Source organism: Nostoc sp. DSM 114160, from assembly GCF_053470305.1.
This window is the reverse complement of the sequence record NZ_JBPFGO010000003.1, coordinates 828,473-851,711: the sequence shown is the minus strand read 5'-3', so window position 1 is coordinate 851,711 and position 23,239 is coordinate 828,473. Positions and strand designations below refer to the sequence as shown.

General features: G+C 40.1%; 17 protein-coding genes and 2 pseudogenes. 15 read left to right on the top strand and 4 right to left on the bottom strand.

Annotated elements, in window-relative coordinates:
- Positions 1-95: 95 nt before the first annotated feature.
- The 7 genes from NSTCB13_RS28885 (at position 96) to msrB (ending at position 6,948) form a co-directional block, all read left to right on the top strand.
- Entirely contained in the window at positions 96-458 is a 363-nt protein-coding gene (locus NSTCB13_RS28885) for a four helix bundle protein (RefSeq protein WP_445626964.1), read from the top strand.
- Between the two features lie 132 nt (positions 459-590).
- Entirely contained in the window at positions 591-1,538 is a 948-nt protein-coding gene (locus tag NSTCB13_RS28880; RefSeq protein WP_445626965.1) for a baseplate J/gp47 family protein, read from the top strand.
- Entirely contained in the window at positions 1,519-3,117 is a 1,599-nt protein-coding gene (locus NSTCB13_RS28875; RefSeq protein WP_448266149.1) for a phage tail protein, read from the top strand. The genes NSTCB13_RS28880 and NSTCB13_RS28875 overlap by 20 nt, the downstream gene beginning before the upstream one ends.
- A gap of 14 nt (positions 3,118-3,131) precedes the next feature.
- On the top strand, positions 3,132-5,111 hold the full coding sequence (locus NSTCB13_RS28870; protein ID WP_448266148.1) for a hypothetical protein: 1,980 nt from the start codon (positions 3,132-3,134) through the stop codon (positions 5,109-5,111).
- Positions 5,112-5,158: 47 nt separating this feature from the next.
- Positions 5,159-5,587 carry a hypothetical protein gene (locus NSTCB13_RS28865; RefSeq protein WP_448266147.1) on the top strand — a complete coding sequence of 143 codons (429 nt, stop codon included), beginning with the start codon at positions 5,159-5,161 and terminating at the stop codon, positions 5,585-5,587.
- A gap of 7 nt (positions 5,588-5,594) precedes the next feature.
- Positions 5,595-5,828, top strand: a complete 234-nt coding sequence (locus tag NSTCB13_RS28860) for a hypothetical protein (protein ID WP_012408145.1) — start codon at positions 5,595-5,597, stop codon at positions 5,826-5,828.
- Positions 5,829-6,453: 625 nt separating this feature from the next.
- On the top strand, positions 6,454-6,948 hold the full coding sequence (msrB, locus tag NSTCB13_RS28855; RefSeq protein WP_448270132.1) for a peptide-methionine (R)-S-oxide reductase MsrB: 495 nt from the start codon (positions 6,454-6,456) through the stop codon (positions 6,946-6,948).
- Positions 6,949-7,175: 227 nt separating this feature from the next.
- On the opposite strand, the gene NSTCB13_RS28850 is transcribed toward msrB, so the two are convergent.
- On the bottom strand, positions 7,176-7,775 hold the full coding sequence (locus tag NSTCB13_RS28850; RefSeq protein WP_322694109.1) for an MBL fold metallo-hydrolase: 600 nt from the start codon (positions 7,773-7,775) through the stop codon (positions 7,176-7,178).
- 267 nt (positions 7,776-8,042) lie between these two features.
- On the opposite strand from NSTCB13_RS28850, the gene NSTCB13_RS28845 reads away from it, so the two are divergent.
- Both NSTCB13_RS28845 and NSTCB13_RS28840 read left to right on the top strand, forming a co-directional pair.
- Positions 8,043-9,287: a pyridoxal phosphate-dependent aminotransferase gene (locus NSTCB13_RS28845; RefSeq protein WP_448274640.1), complete on the top strand. Its 1,245-nt coding sequence runs from the start codon at positions 8,043-8,045 to the stop codon at positions 9,285-9,287.
- A gap of 492 nt (positions 9,288-9,779) precedes the next feature.
- Positions 9,780-10,151 (top strand): four-helix bundle copper-binding protein, encoded by a 372-nt coding sequence (locus tag NSTCB13_RS28840; RefSeq protein ID WP_094351003.1) that lies wholly within the window; start codon positions 9,780-9,782, stop codon positions 10,149-10,151.
- 309 nt (positions 10,152-10,460) lie between these two features.
- On the opposite strand, the gene NSTCB13_RS28835 is transcribed toward NSTCB13_RS28840, so the two are convergent.
- Positions 10,461-10,583: a hypothetical protein gene (locus NSTCB13_RS28835; protein ID WP_448274639.1), complete on the bottom strand. Its 123-nt coding sequence runs from the start codon at positions 10,581-10,583 to the stop codon at positions 10,461-10,463.
- A gap of 262 nt (positions 10,584-10,845) precedes the next feature.
- Here NSTCB13_RS28835 and NSTCB13_RS28830 point away from each other — a divergent pair, with 262 nt between their 5' ends.
- The 4 genes from NSTCB13_RS28830 (at position 10,846) to NSTCB13_RS28815 (ending at position 15,777) form a co-directional block, all read left to right on the top strand.
- Positions 10,846-12,117, top strand: a complete 1,272-nt coding sequence (locus NSTCB13_RS28830) for an RNA polymerase sigma factor (RefSeq protein WP_448274638.1) — start codon at positions 10,846-10,848, stop codon at positions 12,115-12,117.
- Positions 12,118-12,352: 235 nt separating this feature from the next.
- Positions 12,353-13,882, top strand: a complete 1,530-nt coding sequence (locus NSTCB13_RS28825; protein ID WP_448274637.1) for a hypothetical protein — start codon at positions 12,353-12,355, stop codon at positions 13,880-13,882.
- A 235-nt stretch (positions 13,883-14,117) separates the two neighbouring features.
- A complete protein-coding gene (locus tag NSTCB13_RS28820; RefSeq protein WP_448274636.1) occupies positions 14,118-14,762 on the top strand; it encodes a hypothetical protein in 645 nt (214 codons plus the stop codon).
- A gap of 199 nt (positions 14,763-14,961) precedes the next feature.
- Positions 14,962-15,777 (top strand): hypothetical protein, encoded by an 816-nt coding sequence (locus tag NSTCB13_RS28815; RefSeq protein WP_448274635.1) that lies wholly within the window; start codon positions 14,962-14,964, stop codon positions 15,775-15,777.
- Positions 15,778-16,053: 276 nt separating this feature from the next.
- Here NSTCB13_RS28815 and modB read toward each other — a convergent pair.
- Positions 16,054-17,926, bottom strand: a pseudogene (gene modB, locus NSTCB13_RS28810) (molybdate ABC transporter permease subunit).
- Between the two features lie 293 nt (positions 17,927-18,219).
- On the opposite strand from modB, the gene NSTCB13_RS28805 reads away from it, so the two are divergent.
- Positions 18,220-20,268 carry a potassium channel family protein gene (locus tag NSTCB13_RS28805; RefSeq protein WP_448266142.1) on the top strand — a complete coding sequence of 683 codons (2,049 nt, stop codon included), beginning with the start codon at positions 18,220-18,222 and terminating at the stop codon, positions 20,266-20,268.
- Positions 20,269-20,545: 277 nt separating this feature from the next.
- Here the strand turns inward: NSTCB13_RS28805 and NSTCB13_RS28800 are convergent, their stop codons facing one another.
- Positions 20,546-21,448 (bottom strand): class I SAM-dependent methyltransferase, encoded by a 903-nt coding sequence (locus NSTCB13_RS28800; protein ID WP_448274634.1) that lies wholly within the window; start codon positions 21,446-21,448, stop codon positions 20,546-20,548.
- A gap of 252 nt (positions 21,449-21,700) precedes the next feature.
- On the opposite strand from NSTCB13_RS28800, the pseudogene NSTCB13_RS28795 reads away from it, so the two are divergent.
- A pseudogene (locus NSTCB13_RS28795) lies at positions 21,701-23,210 on the top strand (hydroxysqualene dehydroxylase).
- Positions 23,211-23,239: the final 29 nt, after the last annotated feature.

Genomic DNA, 23,239 nt, shown 5'->3' with positions numbered 1-23,239 from the left:
TAGGCAATAGGCAATAGGCAATAGGCAATAGGGAATGGGTAATAGGGAATGGGTAATAGGCAATAGGTTAGGTTGGTGAATATAAGGAGTAAAAAATGTCAGGGATTCGGGATTTTAAAGACTTAATAATTTGGCAAAAAGGTATGGAAATTGCTGAAAAATGTTATTTATTAACGAAAAATTTTCCTAGAGATGAACTTTTCGGAATGATTCAACAAATAAGAAGAGCATCTGTTTCTATTCCAGCCAATATTGCGGAAGGCTATGGCAGAAGATCGCCTGGTGATTATGCGAGATTTTTAAACATCAGTCAAGGCTCAATTAATGAATTACAAACTCATCTTATTCTCTCTTCCAGAGTAGGGTTATGCACTGTAAAAGATATAGAATTGATTCTCCAACATCTTCAAGAAGAAACTAAAATGATTATTTCCCTTCTCAAAAATTTAAAAAATTAAAAACTATTCTTTACCCCTATTCTTTTTATTACCTATTACCTATTACCTATTACCTATTACCTATTTGCCTATTGCCTATTGCCTATTGCCCATTGCCTATTCCCTATTTCCCCATCCCCCATTCCTCTAATCATGACTCTACCCTTACCCAATCTCGACGATCGCAGCTATGCCAACTTACTAGAAGAGGCAATTTCTCAGATTCCGCTTGAATACCCAGAATGGACAGATCATAATCCTACAGATACAGGAATTATCCTGATTGAATTATTCGCATGGTTAACAGAAATGGTTCTCTACCGAGTTAATCAAATTCCTGATGAGAATTATGCTAGTTTTTTGAGTTTACTTAAAGGAGAAGAATGGAACTTACCCATTAATATTTCTACCCAGGAACGACAAAACATTTTACAATCAGAAATTCAAAAGACTTTATTAGAAGTACGCAAAATTTATCGTGCCGTTACTCCAGAAGATTTTGAAAAATTGGTACTTATCGATTGGAATAAATCACAAGATGCTGATAATTTAAAAATTGCTAGGGTTAAATGTTTAACACAATGTAATTTAGAGTCAACATCTGATAATTTTGCTAAAGGACATATTAGTTTAGTAGTTGTTCCTGAAGATAACGAAATAACTCAAGTAAATAAATATGAACCTTTATTTAGATTTCTTGAAGATCGCAGACTATTAACTACCCGCCTGCATATCTTAGAACCTGAGTATGTATCCATATCTATAGAAGCAGAATTAGTGCTTCAGGATGGCGCACAAGCAGAAGCAGTTAAAACACAGGCAGAAGAGGAAGTCAAAATGTTTTTTGAACCTCTGCGATCGCAAAAATATTGGCAGGGAAAAGGATGGCCTTTTGGTCGGAGTGTTTATCTATCGGAATTATATAAATTATTAGATGACTTAGAAGGTGTAGATTATGTTGAAAACCTGCAAATTAAAGATAAGAATAATAACTCTAAATCTGAAATTAATTTAGCAGATAATCAGTTAGTTAAAATCAATCTCACAGACAGTAAATTTACAATATTGGTAGAAGTTGGTAATGAACGTAAAAAAATCTGAATCTATTAGTACATATCATCAATATTTACCAGCAATTCTCCAAAAAGATGTTTTTATTGCTCAGTTGTTGCTGTCATTTGAAAAAATTCTCAGTGGATTAAGTGAAACTCCGAATCAAGAGCAAATTATTACAGCCAAGACTCAAAATATACCAGGATTAGAAGAAATTATTGATAATATTCATGTTTATTTCAATCCTCAACATACTCCAAAGGAATTTTTACCTTGGTTAGCGGGTTGGGTAGCCTTGAGTTTACGAGACGATTGGGAAGTAGAGGTCAAAAAAGCATTTATTCAACAAATTGTTCACCTATACGGTTTACGAGGAACAAAAGCAGGATTAATCGAAATTTTGAGTGTTTATTTAAAAAATTCAGGATTTGGAGAAAAGGTTGAAGTCTTCGATCAATTTGATAATTTACCGAATTATTTTCAAGTTCAACTAACTCTCAAAGACCGCGATCCTGATAAGTATTGGCGACAAGCTAAAATTGCTAAAGCAATTATCGATAGAGAAAAGCCTGCACAGACATTTTATTCCTTAAAAATCCTTGTCCCAACGATGCAGCTAACTCAGCGATCGCACGTTGCTTATCCTTTCAAATTGTTTGCATCTCCAAATAATCAAACCTTTGCCATAGAAGTCACAATTACTCCTAACAACATTAATAGTATTCCCATTAATCAATTAGCGAACCAGTTAGCTATTCAGATTCAAGGAAACTCGGAATTAATTACCCCTTACTCACCAGAAATAATTATCAATAATCAATCATTTTCAATTAAACAAAATTTAAATTATCAGCATTTACAAGAAAATTTAGCAGGTTTCAATGTTATATTATCAAACCGAACCGATAAACAGTTCGTGGGCAATTTAACTATTAAGCTATATTTTTTAATTAATGAAGTTGAATATAACAATACACTCCTAGAACAACCTGTAAATCTATCACCAGTCCTAAAAATTTGTCATCAAAATGATAAAAGAGAAATTATTGCAGGAAATACAATTTTTTACCAAAATAGTCAGCCGCAACAATCGGGAATGAAGCTGACAGAATCTATATGGACTAAACCCTATAGTTTTCTACTGTTTGATCCACCGAAAGTTCAAGAGTTACAACCTAATATAACTGCAATTATTGAAAAATTAGACTTTGAAGCAATTGTAGAAATTACCCAACCAAATACAATCAACTCAGATTTACTAAATCAAATCACAGTTCGCCTTCAAGATGATGTTTCAGGATTTTATTTATTAACACCAGAAACTCTTAGAGAAAATAATACAATTAGAATTCAGCGTACCCTCTACTACCAAGAGTTTATGCAAACTATAGATAAATTTACAGTGACAATGAAAAATCTCAATAATCTTGATATTGCTGGTAAAGTCACTGTTCAAGCTTCCTTAAATATTAATCAGCGTTTATCTACTTATAAAATACTAGAGCAAACCTTTAACCTCACAGCCGTCTCTCCCTATAATATTTTACAAATTTGCCGTAAAAACGAGGAAGGTAAAATTGTTTTTGGTAACACCATTCTAGGAACAAATAGTCAATCATTGAACTAAATTCAGGATCAAACATGGCTAAAATTACTGATTTCACTAACTTTGGTAATGAACGTCCTAACTATTTTGCAGGGCAATACCTGCTAGAAGATGACTTTGAAATTCAACATAAATATCTTAGCGATCGCCAACGCTATCATAATCAAAGTCTTCATATTTCAGGAATTATTGAAGGGTTAGAAGTTGCAGTTATTCAGGATACAAAATCTGTTCAAATAAAATCGGGTTCGGCTATCAATAGTAGCGGCGATTTAATTATTTTAAAAGAAAATATTACATTTTCCGACTTCAAAAATCTTACTGACGGTGTACTCTACATCCAATATGCTCAAGGTAAACAAGTTCAACAGCAAAAAGATGTACCAGATAGCTATACTCGTTGGATTGAAAAACCTATTTTGGGATTTTCAACTACAATTCCTGAAAATAGCGTCAATCTGGGAAAACTAACAATAGCTCAAAATACCATTACTCTTGATGCTAACGTTCGGGAATATTCTGGTTTATCCTTACCAAATTCTAATAGTAAAGCTTTAACTCTTCGCTCTGGAGGAAATGCCACTCCAAACTTAGCAGTTTTGACAGGTAGCTTAAAAATTGATGGGGATTTAACAGTAACTGGGACAATCTCAGGAACAATAGATACAAAAAATATTACTTCTGGAATATTAAATGTTGACAGAATTGCTAATTTATCGACTGATAAAATCACTTCTGGAACATTAAATGTTGACAGAATCCCTAATTTATCGACTGATAAAATCACTTCTGGAACATTAAATGTTGACAGAATCCCTAATTTATCGACTGATAAAATCACTTCTGGAACATTAAATGTTGAGAGAATTCCTAATTTATCAACTGATAAAATCACTTCTGGAACATTAAATGTTGACAGAATTCCTAATTTATCAGCAAATAAAATCACCTCTGGAACAATTGTTGGCGATTTAACTGTTAATGGTAATATTACAGGTAAAAACTTATCCATTTCAGCAGACGGTAGTAAGCGTGGTGCATTATTTCTGGCTTCAATAGGAGACTATAACCACGTACTGTATAATAACCTGTCTAACATAGATAATGAAGGAGTGTGGGATGGAGCCAAGTGGAATGTCTTTAACGGATTAAATATCCGAGTAGGAAGTGGTAGCTCTAAAAGTACAGCTTTGTATATAAATAATACTGGCAATGTTGCCATTGGCATCAATAATCCAGGTGACTACAAATTAAATGTGCAAGGTAATCAGTTGCTTCAAGGTAGTCTGACTATTCAGGAAGGTAAAGTTAGTCTTGATGGCAGTCAACAAATTATTTTTTCAGATAATGGAACTACAAACCAACTGAAATTACAACTTTGGAGCGGATATGGTCTCGGTATTAATGGTTCTACTTTATTCTATACAGCTAACGGCAATCATTCTTGGCGAGATAATCAAAATACTGAAAGAATGTTGTTAAGCACTGCTGTAGATGGTGGGTTAACAGTCAAAGGAACAGGAAGTTCTTCTTTTGCTGGAAATTTAACTGTAACTGGTTCTTTATCGGTGGGTGTATCTGTTAACAGTACAACGAATATTGACCTATCGGGTCATGTCCAACTCAAGGAATATGGACTAAAGAATATTGCTTTTCTTCAAGCAAGAGACGACTCATCCAATCGAGATATTGGCTTGAGAATTAGAACACAAACACAAGGTAGTACACAAAGAAATCTTGTAGATGCAGTAACCATTACTCCTAGTGGAGAAATACAGGGAAAGATTTGGTATTCTGACGAATATGTATGGAAGAATGGTCAAACTGATGTCAAAATGGGACACAGTAGTAAATGCGTCGCATTCTTAACATATACGCAAGGAAAATTTGCTGGTAGTGGCGAACAAGTTTTCACTTATATAGGAAGTGACGGATATTGGTATCTTGGTGGAAAACAGGGAAGTGGAGGTGCTGATATAGTCGCGAAAGCAAGATGTATTGGTTCTCCTAGTTAGTGCGATCGCCAAGCTTATAAAATATATTTGCAATTCAATATGACTCTATGGCTGACTTCATTCTCATCACTGGCGATCGAGCCATGTTTAACAAAACTTTTGGCCAAGCCATTGTCACCGTCCGTCCAGGCGATCTAATTGGCACAGGTAAGGATAAAATTAACCAGAAACTAGTCTGTGTAGATGGCGACGAAAAAAAAGTTATCGTTCCTGGTTGTCCTTATATGACTTCCCAATATACTATCCCTGGAGTTGGGATACTGTCCATTGAATCCCTTGCTGGCAACCAAAAAGCCAAAAAGACAAAATCTGGTGGGAAACCAGTACTGCTCAAAGGTGCTTCATTTAAAGCCAAATTTCAAGTCACAGTTCCCGCACAAAAACCCTCTGCACCTAGTCCCATACCCGACGCTACCCCCCAATATTCCGGTACTGGCACATTTATTTCCCTAAATAGCAAAGTCAAAGGAACTTAATTAAATAATGAAAGAACAATTAGAAAAACGTCTCACTGAACTCAAAGCCGAATTGGTATCAGGACAAAAAGTCATGGCAGATTTAGAGGCGAAACAAGCAAATCTGCGCGATACCTTACTGCGGATTAGTGGTGCAATTCAAATTTTGGAAGAACTCACATCTTCTACTAAGCAAGATGATTATCAAAATAATAATTACGTACAAGAGGAATCAAACGTTCAATATCAATTAAAAGATTGACATTCTTCTTGATTAAAACATAGGGTCTTATGTGCTTTTACCCATAATTTAGCCAAAATTGTGAACCAAGATCGGCGATCGCACGGCGGTAAATAGAGTTTTATGACATCTTGAGATGCAAAGATGTAAATAACGTAAGGATTCAGCTGATGGCCTTGTACCAGACACTATAATTAATCTCTTCAAGGGGCGACAATTAAGCTAAAGTGCTTGCTGTATAAGCATCATAGCCTTTAAACCTCGTCGATAATATGCCTGCTTATTGCGAATGAAACCGACCAGTTCCTCGACCCATACTTGACACTCATGCAAAGCTGTTGTGGCAGTTGTTCCCATACCTGAATTATTATTTTGTGTAATGGCATCTGGAGAGATGGCGCTAACAACGCCTTTGAGAGTACCGTAATCGGGATAGGGACATACTCTTTTTTTGGCTAAGGTATTGTTGTTTCTTAGCCAATTTTAATCAGTTTATTAGGGCTAATTCAGAGCGTAGATGCGTTCGCGTAGCGTCTCGTAGAGAAGCGGCTTGTCGCCAGACATCGCTGATTATAGTCATTCATGTAGGGAATCCCGTACTGGAATTGATTGGCCAGTGAACCGGAAAATAGAAAATAATAGATATATGGACAAACGCTATTTTTTACAGGCTAGTGCAGTCATAGTCGGCACAGCATTGTTATCAAGGTATATCAAATGGGAGCCAGAAGCGATGACAACTTCTAAGAGTGGATTTGAAGTTACCAAACCAGAGTCAGAGTGGCGCACGATTTTAACGCCAGAACAGTTTAATGTATTGCGTAAACATGGGACTGAACGCCCTTATACCAGTCCATTAGATAAGGAATACGACAAGGGTACTTATTATTGTGCTGCGTGTGAACAACCACTGTTTACATCTGATACCAAATTCAACAGTGGTACTGGCTGGCCTAGCTTCTTTAATCCAATTGAAGGTGCGATCGCCACAACTGTAGACAAGTCGTTGTTTATGACCAGAACTGAAGTGCATTGTAGTCGCTGTGGTGGTCATCTGGGCCATGTTTTTGATGATGGGCCTGCGCCCACTGGGAAGCGCTACTGCATGAACGGTGTTTCGCTGAAATTTGAGCCTGCTTGATAAGTTGCGTCACCGATAGCGTAGCATTAGCGAGTCAATACCTTCCTGTGTCGTTAACGCTGCACTATCGAGCGTCACAGCCGTCCTCACATCGCACACACAACTTAAATCATCAGATTTTCATAGTTGACCAAGAGTGAATAAATTTTTGACAATAACTTCTTCTATTCAGTGCTATTGAAAAAGTATTGTCAGGGTAGCATAGCTAGCTGTGCTACCCTAATTATTTACAATGTCGCTACAAGCTCCTTTAAGCGATCGCGTCCATCCCGAAAGACGGGCCAACCATCCCCCACCAGCACTGCTTCTACCCGACTCAGTTGAGCCAACCTGCGAATAGAAGCAACAGCCTCCTCTCGATTCAGCAGCTTGTCATCTGGTAAAATTGTCAAGCTACCTGCTTTGCGTGCCCGGACTAAATCCCCTGTAATTAAAGTTGTCTCTTCTAGTAACAGAGCCAACTCACCGGGAGTTTTAGAACCATTGAGTTCAATCACTTCCAGTCCTGGGACAAATTCTTCACCATCAGATAGCCAGCGATCGCAAGGTATAGGAAAAGTGTCTTTTTCTGCAATCGGGCCAGCAATCTTAGCATAGGTTTGATCGGCAATTTCTTTACTTGCCCTGACATGCTCAGAATTCGTCAGCACAATCCAAACCACACCACCGAGGGATTTTAGATGATTCCAATCATGGTTTGATAAGGCTACTGGGTCAATCAAGATGTTGCCATCTGGGCGAATCCAGGCAATCCCATTGAAATCAATATTTCTTGCCGGATTGAAATTAGACCAGCTATACAGATCGGGACGGTGCAAAGATTTCATGATGATTCTGGATCGATACTTCAATAATTGACTATTAATCTCAATAATTAAGTATATAGATAATAAGGGCATTGGGCATTGGGCATAAGAGGCAGAGGTGCAGAGGGGGAGAGGGGCAGAGGGGCAGAGGGGAAAGACTTACTGCAACTTCTCCTCCGCTCCCCTGCTCCCCTGCTCCTCGGTCACTGAGCGTAGTCGAAGTGCTGCTCCCCTGCTTCTTCCTCTAGCTCAGAAATTTGAGTATACTACGATAAATCTATCAATCTTATGGATTTAGTCTGGATTACAGAAATTCACAGGATTTCGGCAATAACGATCGACGGAGGTATAGGGGTGAGTGAGATTAAGCGCCAAAAAATATCAGCGAAGGCAGAACAGTTTACAGAGTCTGTGATTCGAGAAATGACCAGGGTGGCACTGCAACACGATGCAGTAAATCTGGCGCAGGGCTTCCCTGATTTTCCTTGTCCTTTGGAGTTGAAACAGGCAGCATATCAGGCGATAGAGGCAGATGTTAATCAGTATGCCATTACTTGGGGCGATCGCCCATTTCGTCATGCGATCGCTAACAAAGTCCGTTGGTATCTCGGCTTAGATATCGATCCCGAAACCCAAATCACCGTTACTTGCGGTTCCACAGAAGCAATGGCATCTGTAATGCTAGCAACAGTCGATCCCGGTGACGAAGTAATTGTATTTGAGCCATATTATGAAAACTACGGCCCCGATGCGATTTTAGCTGGTGCTATACCCCGCTACGTGACACTGCATCCTCCCCATTGGACATTTGATGAAGCACAGTTGCGTCAAGCTTTCAATGCCAATACCAAAGCAATTATTATCAACACACCCCATAATCCCACAGGTAAAGTCTTCAGCCGTGAAGAACTCACCTTAATTGCTGAACTTTGTCAAAAATGGGATGTGTTAGCGTTCACAGACGAAATCTATGAACATATTCTCTATGACGGCACTCAACATATTGCCCTAGCGACTCTTCCCGGTATGGAAGAACGCACCGTTACGATTAACGGTTTGTCCAAAACTTATAGCGTCACTGGATGGCGAGTCGGCTATATTCTAGCAAACCCCGAATTGACAGGGGCGATTCGCAAAGTCCATGATTTTCTCACCGTTGGCGCACCTGCACCATTGCAACGAGCCGGAGTTGCCGCTATGCAACTACCACCATCCTATTATGAAGAATTAGCCAAACTTTATCACCAGAAGCGAGACAGCATTTTACAAATTCTAGACCAAGTTGGGATTCCCTATTTCGTTCCTCAAGGAGCCTATTACGTTCTTGCAGACATTTCCAAATTTGGCTATAAAACAGATGTTGAATTCACTTACCATCTAATTAAAGATATCGGTGTTGCTGTAGTTCCCGGTTCCAGTTTTTTCAGTCAACCAGAAAAAGGACATTCATTGATTAGATTTTGCTTTAGCAAAAGACCTGAGACATTACAAGCAGCGAGCGATCGCTTACTCAAATTGCAATCAAATCTATAACCGATATCATATCTTATGTAAGCTGTGAAAATTACTTTTTTATGAGGAAATTTTATTTTAAGTGCAGTTGAAATTTCATTATGAATTAAGAATTTTTCAGGATATATATCTTCAAGTTAATATAATTTAATCAAACGCAAATTAATATAAATTTATAAATGCTTAGTTTAGGCATTCATTTGTTAAAAACAATAACACTATTTTCGAGTTAAATTTAACTCTAACTTTTGATCCCCAAGTAAACTTTACTTGGCACATGAAACCCCACTCTGAAACGAGCGTTTCTAAGCTTTAATGTATAACAGTTTCCAACAAAACAACACCAAACTAGTGTAGAATTAGTTCAGATTCCCGGTAATTATATCGGGATAGTAGGCTTAAAAATTCTCTCTAAAAACCCCATTGACTCTTTAAAAGGATAAGACTAATGTGATGAATAGTCCTTCGAGGACACTATTTTATGCATCAAAAAATCAGGAGGTATTTCCGATGATGATGATGATGATGACTGAAACCATGACTCCAGAAATGCAAACTTGCATGGATGTTTGTATGGACTGTCATAAAATGTGCATGGAAACCATGACTCATTGCATGAGCAAAGGTGGTCAGCACATGGATAAGAACATGATGAGCATGATGAGCATGATGCGCGATTGCTCTGAAATGTGCATGATGTGCATGAATATGATGATGAGCGGTTCTGAGTTCATGGAACGCACTTGTATGCTTTGCGCGGAAATGTGCGATCGCACTGCAATGGCGTGTGAGATGATGAGCGATGACGCGAAAATGATGGAATGTGCTGCCGCTTGCCGTAAGTGTGCAGAGTCTTGCAGAAGTATGCACATGATGCCCGCATAATTCCACGACAATTTAGCAGAAGTTTCTCTGCAACCTAATATTCAAGCGCTCAGACTCTTTAGGGGTCTGGGCGCTTGAAGTAAGGACTTTTAAAATTATCAGTTTATGCAAGTCTAAACTAATACTTGAAAAATAATTAATATTACTTAAAATAGTGTTGTGATTAGAAGCGATGTCTGCGACAAGACGAAGCTTGTACGCACTAAAAGTAGTCTTATCTCGTACAATTTTGTCATACCAATTCACAATTCGCAATTAAAAAACTTAGATGCAGCAAAGCTTTCAGAGGTTACATCTGTATCAGATTTTTTATGAAATGGTATTACCTTGAGAACTGTTAAAGTCACTAATGGTATCTAGAGCAATAGCAGAGCCATTAAAAACAGCTAAGAAATCTGTCAGCCGTCGCACCCCTGTGAATACGTTAGTCATTACCTGCCTAGTTTCTCGCGTTTCATATTTAGCAAGCTTTTTGCCTTTTTTTAAGCATTGAATTCATCTTAATTTAATATTCTTTAATTCAATGTAAGTGATTTTACTGAGGATATGCCTAAAGATAGATGTTAGATTTGCGGCATACACCAGTACCTCACCATTTGACTTTCAGACCATATTTCATACTCGAACGCCCATCCCTATAAGGGATTGAAGGCATTAATTTTGCTGCAACTGGATATACTACTACGTCAGAGTTATGTCAAATTGTCAATCAGTGGTTGCATTGATTACGTCTTGCCTGCGGAATAACTTGGAAGATGAAGATTTAGTAAAAAGGTTTTGGCAACAATGGCAGGAATATCGAGATTATCTCTATCGTTGCTGTCTTAAGTGGATGGGTGGGAATCAGACGGATGCTGAAGATGCGCTTAGTCAGGCGATGCTTAAGGCTTGGGAAAAGGTGCAAAAGTATGCGGAGGAAATTACTAATTTTAAGGCGTGGCTGACAAGACTGACTCATAATCTCTGCGTCGATATTCATCGAGAACGCGATCGCAGTGCGAATAGAGTTGAGAATATAGAAGCATACGCATCTTTTGAGGATCAAGGACTGGTTTCCTTTGACGATACGCCAGCAATTGCAATGGAGACTAGTGAGAAAACGATTGTGATCCGTCGTGCTATTGATAACTTACCGCGTCGGATGCGCGAGACATTTATCCTGCACTTTTATCAGGAACTGTCTTATCCAAAAATTGCTCAACAGCAAGATATTTCCTACCAAAATGTCTGCAAGCGCATCTCCCAGGCGCGAGCAATTTTGCGAGAGGAGTTGAAGGGATATTTTATCGGGGAGGATGGGACTGATAGGGATTTATCGGTTATGCGAACATTGGCTGCAACTGAACCTGCAATAGGGGAAATGTCCGAGGAGAAGTTGGGAGTTGAAGCAATTGGCGAGACGGTGACGTTATCCGTTGCGGTGGAGGAAGTGGAGAGTGTTGTTGGTGAGGAATCGATTGAGGTAGTGCGATCAATGCAGCACTCGGAGTCGGCTCCTGTTGTGGCGATCTCTGCTGACAAGTTAGAAGTAAACAGAGATGGTTGTCGGTGCGTTGAGGTAGTGCTGTGTGAAAGGCAGCCTGTACCCATTTTGGCGTTGACACAATTTGATGAAGAAACTGGAAGGAAGTTGCGGGAATTCCTGTCTGGTGGTGCAGAGGATGCAACAACAGCCAAAGATCAGGAAAGGATGGGGAGAATTTGTGCGATCGTCCCACTCTCCTTCTTGGTATCGTCTTTCCTATTTATTGGGACTTCTAAGCTCAAATATAACCAGACTTGTCTCTGTGAGCGGCAAATACGTCGATATGCGTATTTAAACAACGAACAAAGTGAAATTCTGCTGCGGTACGAAATGCTTCTAAGGTTTCTGCAAAGGTTTAGTAGCCCATTCTCGCCTGAATCCACCCGTCAATTGATGCCAAAAAATGAAGATGTAGGCACAAAAGACCAAAATTTAGTCTAGTTGATTGGATCGCAAAAACTAGGAGTTAACTCTAAAAATTCAGAAATAGATAAAAGGAAACGTCTATAAAATGAGGCTAAACAATTTTGTTATACGCTCCCATGCCAGTATTTCTCAGCTAACTAGAAACCTCATGTTGGCTTGCAAGGAACTCTAAAAATATTGGCTTGGTTTAGCAATCAATATTTCCAGCCTCGTTTTCGTTAACTTCATTAACTAACAGGAGAAATCATTTATGTCCAATATTACTGGTGGACAACAGTTTTATTCTGCTTTACAAGCAAAAGCTATGGCGGCGCTTAAAGATATCCTTAAATCCCCACTTTATCCGATTCAGTTTCCCTCTCAAGGTGACTTTTTCTGGTATTACCAAAACCCAAACCAAGTCTTCAATCAGAGCACCTTTGATTACATCAGCGCGAACATATCACCAGGCGATGTGGCAGGGACTGCTAAACTTTCTGCCGCAGGAGGTTTCCCAAATGCTTACACCCAAGTAGTCTCCAGTATTGCGTTTACACTAAGCAAAAATGACCAAGCAGCATTAAACAAAGCTCAAAGCGATGCTCAAACCCAAGGTTCAACAATCGTCGCAGATTTTCAAACGTCTTATGGTCAAATTACAGACGCTCAATTGCAAGATGCAGCAACGAAATACGGGCAGTATCTTGTTGGCAATAAGATTGACTACATTATCTCTGTGGTTTTGGGGGCGCAGTGGAGTGGTAATCAGGCAGCAAATAAGCCTCCTTTGTCTTACCAGCAGATGGTAAATGCGCGAAATCTTCAAGATCTACTCCCCTACTCACCTCCAGGCGCCGATCAGGTTATCTCGGATATCTCGATTTACCTGAATATCATGAAACCGGCCATCGGGCTTAAGACTCAAATACAGCAGGGATCTTGGATTATTGCCCAGTTGCAAAAGAACACTGAAGCTCCTTCTGACTCTAATGGCGGTATCAAGACCCTCAATGCAAATACTGGGGCAGTGTCGCCTAACTTACAAGTAGGCTACAGCATTTCCAAATCCCAAGCAGCTATCCAGAACGATCTAGACAGCAACAACACTATCAGCTTTGAGATGACAACCTCGCAGGCATCTGGAGAAAGTGTCAGTGTCAGCATCGAAGGGCAAGCTGGTTTCTCAGTTGGCTCTTGGCTCACATTTGCGACAACAGTTGGTGGCAGTTACGATATGTCCAAGTCGCAAGGAACAAGTACAGATGCCTCAATCAAGCTAACGTGGAAAGGCTACTCTGTAGTGCCGATGGCTCCAACAGCTTGGCAACAAGCTACCAATGTTGGCTGGTACTACACAGATCCAATTGCACAGGCAGTCAACAATGGTACTCAAGACGTTACTGGTTTCAAATTCCTAAACAAACCAGCCTACGATCTACAGCCTTTTGCTAAGGGAGGGAACTTCGGGTTGCTGAACAACTTGGTAATTTCCAACTATCCAACGATCGAGATCACTTACAAAAACGCCAATTTCTCTAGTTTTAAACAGTCCTGGAATCAAAGTGTCAGTGGAAATCTCAAGCTCTTCGGCTTTATCGAACTCGGAAGCTTCAGCCAGGGAGCGTATGGTAGTAGTTATCAGCAGGGAGCCGATAACAGCACTTTTACAGTAACATTCTCAGCGTCGAAGGAAGTTCTATCGGTACCTCAATTACAGAAGACTGCATACGTCATCGGTGGTGCTGTTACCAACCCTGGAGTGACCTCTTCTCAACAGGTTGAACAGCTTGTTTCTGTCTAGCTAACTGGTTGAAGTTCGTGTTGCGAAGATCGAACATTAGCCTAAGTTAGGCAATCAGATCAGTTTAATTACTCGTGCTCTGCAAGGTCAAGTCAACTGCTTATCTTTGCAGAGCAAAAACTTGTAAATCTATAGCTGTTTTCAGGTATCTAATGCATTTATTCAAAAGGGTATGAGGAGAAAAAACTGGTCAGTTATTTTTGTCGTGATGCTTTGTACAATTTACATCAAATGCTTGTTTATCAGTGAAAAATCTTACTCTCAAATACCATACAGGTTAACAACAGATAAAACCTTAATATCTGTTCAAGCTAGAAACAGTTTTGGACAAAAAGATACCCTAATAACCCTGCCATCTAAGACAGCTAGCGAACAAAAGTTTTACTCCGATCTCGAAGTTACTATTAACAAAGCAATTGCTGGTATTTACCATACTAAGATTACACCGATTGCGTTTCCCTCTCAGGGTGACTTCATGTGGTATTACCAGAATATAAACCAAGTATTTAACGAAGGTACTTTCAACTACATCAGTGCCCGAGTATCACCGGGGAGTCTACCGGGAACAGCCCAAATTTCATCTGCTGGAGGGTTCCCCAATGCTTATATCCAACTTATATCCAGCATTAAATATACATTAAGTCAAGCCGATCAAACTAAGCTCCATGATACATTGAGCCATACAAATACTCAGGCTCAATCAATTGTTAACAAGTACCAAGAAATTTTTGGCGAGATTACTGTTGAGGATCTAAAAAAAGCTCAGAACAGGCTAGGGGATCAAGCTGTTTTGGCCAAGATAGATTATGTAATTAGCTACGTTCTTGGCTCCCAATGGAGCGGGTCGGCAAGAGGAAGAAAAGCTACCACTGACATATAAGGAGATGGCAAATGCTCAGAATCTCAAGGATTTACTCCCGAAAATGCCTGTATCAGGAGAGCCAGTTGTAACGGAATTATCAATTTACCTAGCTCTTATGCAATCTGTAAACCTTCTCCAGTCCGAGATCCAAATGGGAAATTGGCTTGTCCGCCAGATGGTAAATAATACCTCTCATCCGACTAGGGAAAATGGTGGTATGCAAACTGTTAACCCCAACACAGGGGCGGTTTCTCAAACCTTTCAAGTGGGTTACAGTATCTCTCGCTCCTTGGCTTCTATCCAAAATGACCTGAACAACAAACAACAAATCATTAAGGTTGATATCAGGACTTCAGAAAAGTCTAGTACAGAAGTGATCGCTAGCATCGCAGATCTACCTAGCTTCTTTTTTGGCTCGGTACTCCGGTTTTCCCAAGAGAATAGTTTTGATGACAATATGCAAATGGTTCAGGGGAGTAGTAAGGATAGCTTGATCGAGATTAAGTACCCAGGATACACTATGGTGCCGATAGAGCCACTAGCTTGGCAGCAAGCTACTAATATTGGCTGGTACTATGAAGAGCCAATTGCTGAGGCTTATAAGAACGGCACACAGGACGTTACAGGATTTAAATTCGTGTTACCACCTAATTATAATTTGAATTCTTTAGCTGATAGGGGGGACTTTGGTCAACTCACAAGCCTACTAATCAGTAACTATCCAACAGTTACAATCCTTTACCAAAATGCAGATTTCAAAAAGTTCAAACAATCTTGGGATCAAAACCGCAAGGGAAACCTTACACTTTTTGGATTTAATAAGATTGGAAGCTTTAGTAAAGGGATATACTCTAGCCAAGTTCATCCGGGTTCTTCAAATAGTGAATTTTCAGTCATTTTTTCACCGTCTCCGGAAGTTGTATCGATACCTGAGCTACAAAAAATGGCATACGTTATTGGTGGCACTTTCAATTTTCCAGCGATAAATACTTCAAAAGTATCACTAGTCAGAAGAATAATTGCCAAACTGTAAATATTTTTTCTAGAGGAATGTCTGAAAAATTATGATCGCTGAGGATATCCGGCACCGATGTCAAAGCCCGGCAGCTAAGTTGCGTAAAGCGGAGCTATCCCGTAGGGAAACACCGCTCTATCGGCATCGCTCTATTCCCAATCTGCTTCTTCAAACTTTTCAGAACAAAATACTGGCGATACAATTCACAAGCTATAGTACATCGATTACCATTTAGTTTTACTTTTGATGCAACACTCAAATATGCAATGCCCTCTATCCTGTATATCTCTGCGTTCACTCCATCAAAATTAAGCGCAGAGGATCTAAACGCACATACCAAGGAAAAGGTTGGTCTTTCATCGTCGCCCATTTTTCTTTGAAGACTTCAGCTTGCAGATGGTAATCTTGAGAATTCTTTCCAGTCGAATGTAATTTGAGAAACAACGTCATTCGATGGGGCGTTTCACTTGTTCGCACTAACCAGCAAGGAAAGGTATTTTCCTGTGATGAGTCGTTGGTAAAAATAAACTGATGGGCACGAATGCCGACGTGAGATAATTCGCTCTTAACTGGTTCAATTACTTGCAAAGTACAACCCCAATCAATCGCTTCTACCTGTTGTAATGACTGGAGAACAGCACGGGAGAAATTTTTGCATCCAGTGAGTTGGGCGACACTAACGGTAGCAGGATGCTGGAAAATATCATATTTGCTACCATAATGAACAGCTCTACCATGCTCCAATACCAATAGATTTGGGCAAATCCGATAAGCTTCTTCCATATTATGGGTGACAAATAAAGTCACACCTTGGTAGTCAGCAAGAGTTTCTGTCATTTGCTGTTCTAATTGGCTACGTAGATGGGTATCAAGTGCGGAAAACGGCTCATCTAAAAGTAATGCCTCCGGTTGACTTGCCAATGCTCTTGCCAAAGCTACCCGTTGTTGTTGTCCCCCAGAAAGTTGGTGCGGATAGCGATCGCCTAATCCCTGCAACTGCATCGCTATTAGTTGCTCCTCTACCTGCACCCGAATACTCCCAGCCGATAGGTTTTTAGGCAAGCCAAAAGCGATGTTTTGCGCCACATTCATGTGGGGAAATAGGGCATAATTCTGCACTAAAAAACCGATGCGGCGATCGCGACTGGGTAAATTAATTCCTTGTTCTGAGTCAAACAAAACTCTGTCATTTAAAACTATGCGCCCGGTTGTGGGTGTTTCTATTCCCGCAAGACAGCGCAAAATCATGCTCTTACCCGCTCCAGAACCTCCTAACAATCCCAAGGGTTGCTCATCAGTATTGAAAGCAACTTTTAAATCAAAACTAGGAAGTATTTTTTCAATGTTGACAAACAATCCCCCAGATTCAAAGCTAGTGTACGCAGTATAAAGATTTTCTCCCCCTGCCCCCTGCCCGACTTCGACTACGCTCAGTGACCCTCCTGCCCCCTGCCTCCTGCTCCCGTTCGACTACGCTCACGGCAAGCCTGCTCCCCGCTCCCCTCTTCTTTTCTCTCAATTCTTGCCAGAAGTTGACTGCAATAATTCCAAAAAGAGAAATCGCCATAATTGCGATCGCCCAAAACCAAGCCTCATTCATTGCTCCCGCTTCCACTGCAAAATAAATCGCCATTGGAATTGTCTGCGTTTGTCCTGGAATGTTACCAGCCAGCATCAAGGTTGCGCCGAATTCTCCTAAAGCACGGGCAAAAGCTAACATTGTGGCGGCGACAATGCCGGGTAATGCTAAGGGTAAACTGATGCGCCAAAAGATTGTGGTTTCATTTGCACCAAGGGTTCTAGCTACTCGCAGCAAATTAGCATCTATTTGTTCAAAGGCTCCCAGTGCAGTTTTATACATTAAAGGGAAAGAAACTACCGTGGCTGCGATCGCTGCACCATACCAAGTAAAAACGATGCTGAAGTCAAAAGCCCCCATGAATTTCCCTACAGGGCCATTTTTGCCAAAAAATAGCAGCAACAAGAACCCGACAACTGTAGGCGGTAAAATTAGGGGCGCAATAAAGATACCCTCAATCAACGATTTACCTTTGCCACCATATCCCAGCATCCAGTAGGCAGCAGCGATACCCAAAAAGAAGGTGATAAATGTGGCAAGTAATGAAGTTTTGAGTGATATCCAAAGAGGCGATAAATCCAATGGCATAGTTGCGTAGGGAAGAATTAGCTCAACTAATCCCTAATTTACCAACTTTGGCTTTAATATGTTGGAAAAAGTTGGTAAATTACATCACAATCAATCAAGGAAATCCCAAAAATATCCAAGCTTTAAATCAGATTCGCCTTCAGTTAGGTATCAAATATCAGAATTCGATACGGTTTATTATCATTTGATACTCATCTTAAAACCAACTGCTAAAATTGTTGGAAATTACCGAAGTGTAAAAACCTTAGCAAACACATCCTGTTAGCAGTATCGAATGCTACCGTCAACAGAAAGTGCATCCTCCTCCTACCAGCAATCAAAAAAAACCCCAAGACCTTTTCTTAGTATGTGGACTCAAAAGTTTAGGGCAACATTGCGTGGCAATCCTCAAAGAATACGATGTTAAAGTCAGTGCCATTGAGGATGTGCAGCCCGAACATTGGGAAGTCCCAGAAGTACCTAACTTACTAGAAAAGTTAATTGTAGGAGACTGCCGCCAGCCAAGTGTTTTAGAGCAAGCAGGTATATGTCAGTGTCGTGCAATACTTTTAGTAACCAGAAATGAGCGGATAAATATAGAAGCTGCCTTTGCAGCACGGCGTCTTAATCCGCACGTTCGCTTGATTGTACGTTCTGACAAACAAAATTTCAACAAACTCTTGTGGGAAAATCTTGGTAATTTTGTTGCCTTTGAACCTACTCATCTTTCAGCTCATGCCTTCGCTCTCACAGCCCTTGGTTCTGAAGCTATTGGATATTTCACCTTAGAAGGGCAACTGTTGCAAGTCATAAAGCACCAAGTACAAGCAAAGGATAGCTGGTGTAATGGCAAGCCAGTACATAGACTCAATCTGACAACTCGCCGCATCTTGAGTCATACACCTGTTTCATCTAAGCCACTCAAAGAATTGTTTGGCTGGAATCCAGAGGCAGAAGTACAGGTAGGAGATACGCTAGTTTACATTGATGTGGCATACGATTTAGCTTTCTCTGAACAACGTCGGCAATCTCATAAGCAAAAGTGGCATTGGCAACAGTTTATCCAAGGTATCACAGCGATAAATCTCAAGGATAAAATAGTGCAATTTTGGCAATCTTACTACCAAAGCCAAAATCAAATCCGGCGAATTGCAACAATCTATGCGATTACTGTACTCATCTTGTGGTTTGTTGGGATAGTTCTTTACCGCTTATATTATCCTGATATCAGCATCCAAGAAGCTTTCTATGCGACAGCAATTTTGCTCTTGGGAGGATACGGAGATTTATTTGGTGGTGTTGAGTTTGCAGCGCAATCAAAGCCCTCAGACGCTATCCCTTGGTGGTTGCGGTTGTTTAGCTTGGGACTAACGTTGACAGGTCAAGCTTTCGTGGGAGTATTATATGCACTGCTGACTGATGCTCTTGTCACTTCAAGATTCCATTTTTTCAATTCCCGCCCTCCTATACCACAACGCAACCATCTAATAATTATTGGCTTAAATCGCTTGGGACAAAAAGTAGCTGCTCTTTTGCAAGAACTCAACCAGCCGTTAGTAGGAATTCATCCTACCACTCTCGACCAAGAAACTTTACCCGATATGCCCCTTGTCGTTGGTAATGCTACCGAAGCACTTACTAAAGCGAATATCTCCCATGCTAAAAGCATCATTTTAGTTGGAGACGACAATATGGAAAATCTGGAAATTGGTTTGATGGCTCATGCAATGAATCCCGCCACTACCTTGATTATCCGCTCTCAAGACCGCCAATTTAGTGATAATGTCGCCCCTCTGTTCCCTTATGCTCAAGTTATATGTGGTGCGGCTTTGTCGGCAGAAGTTTTTGCTTGTGCTGCTTTTGGAGAAAATGTTCTCAGCTTGTTTCACTTGAACGAGCAAATAGTCATGGTGACGGAATACAAAATTGAAAATGGCGATACCTTGAATGGATTGCTTTTATCTGAAATAGCTTCTGGCTACAGTGTTGTACCGATTCTCTACCAGAAATATCAGCAAGACAATTATTCTTTAATGCCCTGGTATGATGTTAAACTTGATGCTGGCGATCGCTTAATTGTCTTAGCCACAAGCAGTAGTTTGCAGCAAATTGAATGGGGTGAAATGCTGCCTCGCCAATGGAGCGTGCAGATTGAAAAAGCTCTGACTACAAATGCCATTATGTATGGTGCCCAAGAGATAGTTTTGATTACGGGCTGTAGTTCCACCACCGCTAGACAATGGATGAATAATTTGCCTAGAGTATTGCCAATACCACTTTATAAACATCAAGCTCAACGTCTCGTGCGCGAGTTAACAAAAGTACAAGTTTTGGCAAATCTAATCTTCATTGGGCAGCCTTGAATCTTCCGTAACTATAAGTCATATCATGTCCGGTTAAACACTTATAATATCTGTAGGTTGGGTTGAGGAACGAAACCCAACATTTGCTCCATGTTCATGTTGGGTTTCACTGCCGTTCAACCCAACCTACGATTGATAGATTTTATTATAAGTCATATTATTTGTTGATAATGATTGGAGTTTATAGGCATTTATTGCAAAAATAAAAGCACAACAATGTTGTGCTCATGTAGATTATTTATATTCCGTTTATTGTGACAACCAGAGAGTTTCTTAATCAGTCCAGTTTCGTACTGTACGCACTAAAACCGTAAGCCAAAGTTTCTTTTAAATTATCTGATGGCTTGAGACTTCTGTTGATAGCATTAGCAAACGGCACGGGAATCCCTTTGATGGTTTCCGGCAAAATTGCATATTCTGCTGTTGGTTCGACAATGTATTCTGGACACTTCATTTTCATCCCAGCAGTAGCTAACATTTCTTCTATTTCAGCAGCTGAATATTGTTTGAGATAAACTGGATTTCTCACAAATGGGTTCAGCCTTCTGATGAAATTATGGATAATATGAGAAGGACAAGACTTATTGTGAAATGAATGATTAAAAACAAAAATTCCACCAGGTTTTAGCACACGAGAAATATCAGCCAATAAATTTCTTAGTTGGGCATCTGGAATATGCATAAAAACGCAATTAGAAATTACCAAATCTATAGAATTATCTTCTAAAGGCAATGTCTCAGCAGAAGTGCAAATCAAGTTAAATTCAGCTTCAGGGAAAAAATTGTATTCTTGTTTAACTTTGATTAGCCGCCGCAATAAAGGTTCAGAAATATCAATGCCGTAATATTTCTCGCATTTGAGATTTTTCGCTTTCGAGAGATGTAAAGGTGCGCGACCATAACCAGAACCAATTTCTAGAATAGAACCAACAGATTTATTCAACGGAAATTTGTTCCAAGTACCTCCAGGCGTACCAGTTAGCAGAGTGTAATCTTGTTTAATGGGCGATGTTGCTGCAACTTTTTCAATTTTTTGGGAGCCATAATATGTTTTACCAATTGCATCCCATGTTTTTTTATGTTGAGTATTAGTTAATTGTTCATAGTCGCTGGGAAAATAAATTCCATCTCGTAATTCAAAGTCATTTAGACTGGATTTTACATTTGCTAATTGAGACATTATGATTATCCTCATCAATAGTGAATTCTGTTTTCTGTTATACTCTTAACTCAGCATTAACCGCAAGTGATTTTTCCTGAACGGCTAACTCTCAAGCCTTTTTTAAAGTCTATAACTATTTTAAATTCGATGGAATGTGCTAGCAAAGAGCCTATTGCATCCAAGTGAAAACCGCTATAATGACAACCCTTGCTCGATCGCAACACAAGTTCGTATACATTAGTTGATGGACTGCAACAATTGGAGGCGGCGATGGTAGGAGGGTTACAACAAAAACGGGTGGTAGTTGTGGGTGCGGGTTGGGCTGGTTTAGGAGCAACCTACCATTTGGCAAAACAAGGTTATGATGTGACACTTCTGGAAGCAGGCCCCTATCCTGGTGGATTGGTGGCAGGTTGGCAAACATCTGCTGGAAAGTCTGTTGAAGCTGGCATTCATGGGTTCTGGTATCCTTACAGAAATATTTTTTCTTTAATCAATGAATTAGAAATTAATCCTTTTACTACTTGGACTCGTTCTTCGCAATATTCGCCAGCCGGTTTGGAAGTTGAATCACCAATTTTTCAAGATTTACCGCGACTCCCCTCGCCACTAGGAACTTTTCTCTACACTCAGTTTAAGCGGCTGCCACTAATTGACCGTCTCAGCGCCCTGCCTTTACTTTATGCTGTCGTTGATTTTGATAATTCCGATGCAGCTTGGCGGCGCTATGATTTTGTAACTGCCCGTGAATTGTTCAAAGACTTTAACGTTTCTTTCCGACTTTACCGCGATGCTTTTGAACCGATGTTATTAGTGGGCTTATTTGCCCCTGGCGAACAGTGTTCAGCCGCCGCAACTTTAGGAATGCTTTACTTTTTTATTCTGGCTCATCAACCGGATTTTGATGTGGTTTGGTGTCGGGGAACTGTCGGAGAAAAGATATTTCGTCCTTGGGTAAAACGTATCGAAAAAGCTGGGGCGAGAGTATTGCCAAAGCGTCGGGTTACAGACTTAATTGTTGATAGTAATCAAGTCAAGGGTGTGGTTTGCGGTGATGAAGTTTTTGAAGCAGATGCGGTGATTTTTGCGGTTGGAATCACGGGGATGAAGAAAATTGTCTCAACTAGCCCTAGTTTACAAAGCCGTGAAGAATTTCGTAATTTGAGCAATTTAGGAGCAATTGATGTTTTAGCCACGCGACTATGGTTTGACCGTAAAATTGATATTCCTCGTCCTTCTAATGCTTGTTTTGGATTCGATGCAAGTACGGGTTGGACGTTTTTTGATTTGAATGCTCTACATGATGAATATCGAGATGAGCCGGGAACAGTGATTGAAGCTGATTTCTATCACGCAAATCAGTTTCTTGGTTTGAACGATGAGGAAATTTTAGCAATCGTTCAGGGTTATTTAGCAACTTGTGTGCCAGCATTTCGGGAGGCAAAGATAATTGATAGCAGTGTAATTCGGCTACCTCAAGCAGTTACTCACTTTGCACCTGGTAGCTATCGTTATATGTTGCCCGCGAAGACAAGTTTTGAGAATGTGTTTATGAGTGGGGATTGGATTGTGAACCGTCATGGTTCCTGGGTCGCAGGAAAAAGCTTATGTTACTGGTTTGGAGGCAGCGAATTTGGTAGTGTCTTATTTGGGAAAAGGTCAGCCATCTGAGATTTTAGCTGTAGAAGAGGATGAAGTGCATATCCAAATGGCGCGATCGCTCAACCAAACTTTGCGTAAATTGAGCAAATCTATCCTACCTGACTTTTGGCTGCCATAAACTGTAGGGTAGCACAGCAGTGCATCCCT

Bases quoted from the DNA above. Each gene is read 5' to 3' on its own strand.
- NSTCB13_RS28860 (WP_012408145.1), top strand. From the start codon at position 5,595: ATGAAAGAACAATTAGAAAAACGTCTCACTGAACTCAAAGCCGAATTG.
- NSTCB13_RS28825 (WP_448274637.1), top strand. From the start codon at position 12,353: ATGTCCAATATTACTGGTGGACAACAGTTTTATTCTGCTTTACAAGCA.
- NSTCB13_RS28875 (WP_448266149.1), top strand. From the start codon at position 1,519: ATGAACGTAAAAAAATCTGAATCTATTAGTACATATCATCAATATTTA.
- NSTCB13_RS28835 (WP_448274639.1), bottom strand. From the start codon at position 10,583: ATGACTAACGTATTCACAGGGGTGCGACGGCTGACAGATTTCTTAGCT.
- NSTCB13_RS28885 (WP_445626964.1), top strand. From the start codon at position 96: ATGTCAGGGATTCGGGATTTTAAAGACTTAATAATTTGGCAAAAAGGT.
- msrB (WP_448270132.1), top strand. From the start codon at position 6,454: ATGGACAAACGCTATTTTTTACAGGCTAGTGCAGTCATAGTCGGCACA.
- NSTCB13_RS28865 (WP_448266147.1), top strand. From the start codon at position 5,159: ATGGCTGACTTCATTCTCATCACTGGCGATCGAGCCATGTTTAACAAA.
- NSTCB13_RS28850 (WP_322694109.1), bottom strand. From the start codon at position 7,775: ATGAAATCTTTGCACCGTCCCGATCTGTATAGCTGGTCTAATTTCAAT.
- NSTCB13_RS28830 (WP_448274638.1), top strand. From the start codon at position 10,846: ATGTCAAATTGTCAATCAGTGGTTGCATTGATTACGTCTTGCCTGCGG.
- NSTCB13_RS28870 (WP_448266148.1), top strand. From the start codon at position 3,132: ATGGCTAAAATTACTGATTTCACTAACTTTGGTAATGAACGTCCTAAC.
- NSTCB13_RS28840 (WP_094351003.1), top strand. From the start codon at position 9,780: ATGATGATGATGATGACTGAAACCATGACTCCAGAAATGCAAACTTGC.
- NSTCB13_RS28845 (WP_448274640.1), top strand. From the start codon at position 8,043: ATGGATTTAGTCTGGATTACAGAAATTCACAGGATTTCGGCAATAACG.
- NSTCB13_RS28815 (WP_448274635.1), top strand. From the start codon at position 14,962: ATGCAAACTGTTAACCCCAACACAGGGGCGGTTTCTCAAACCTTTCAA.
- NSTCB13_RS28880 (WP_445626965.1), top strand. From the start codon at position 591: ATGACTCTACCCTTACCCAATCTCGACGATCGCAGCTATGCCAACTTA.
- NSTCB13_RS28800 (WP_448274634.1), bottom strand. From the start codon at position 21,448: ATGTCTCAATTAGCAAATGTAAAATCCAGTCTAAATGACTTTGAATTA.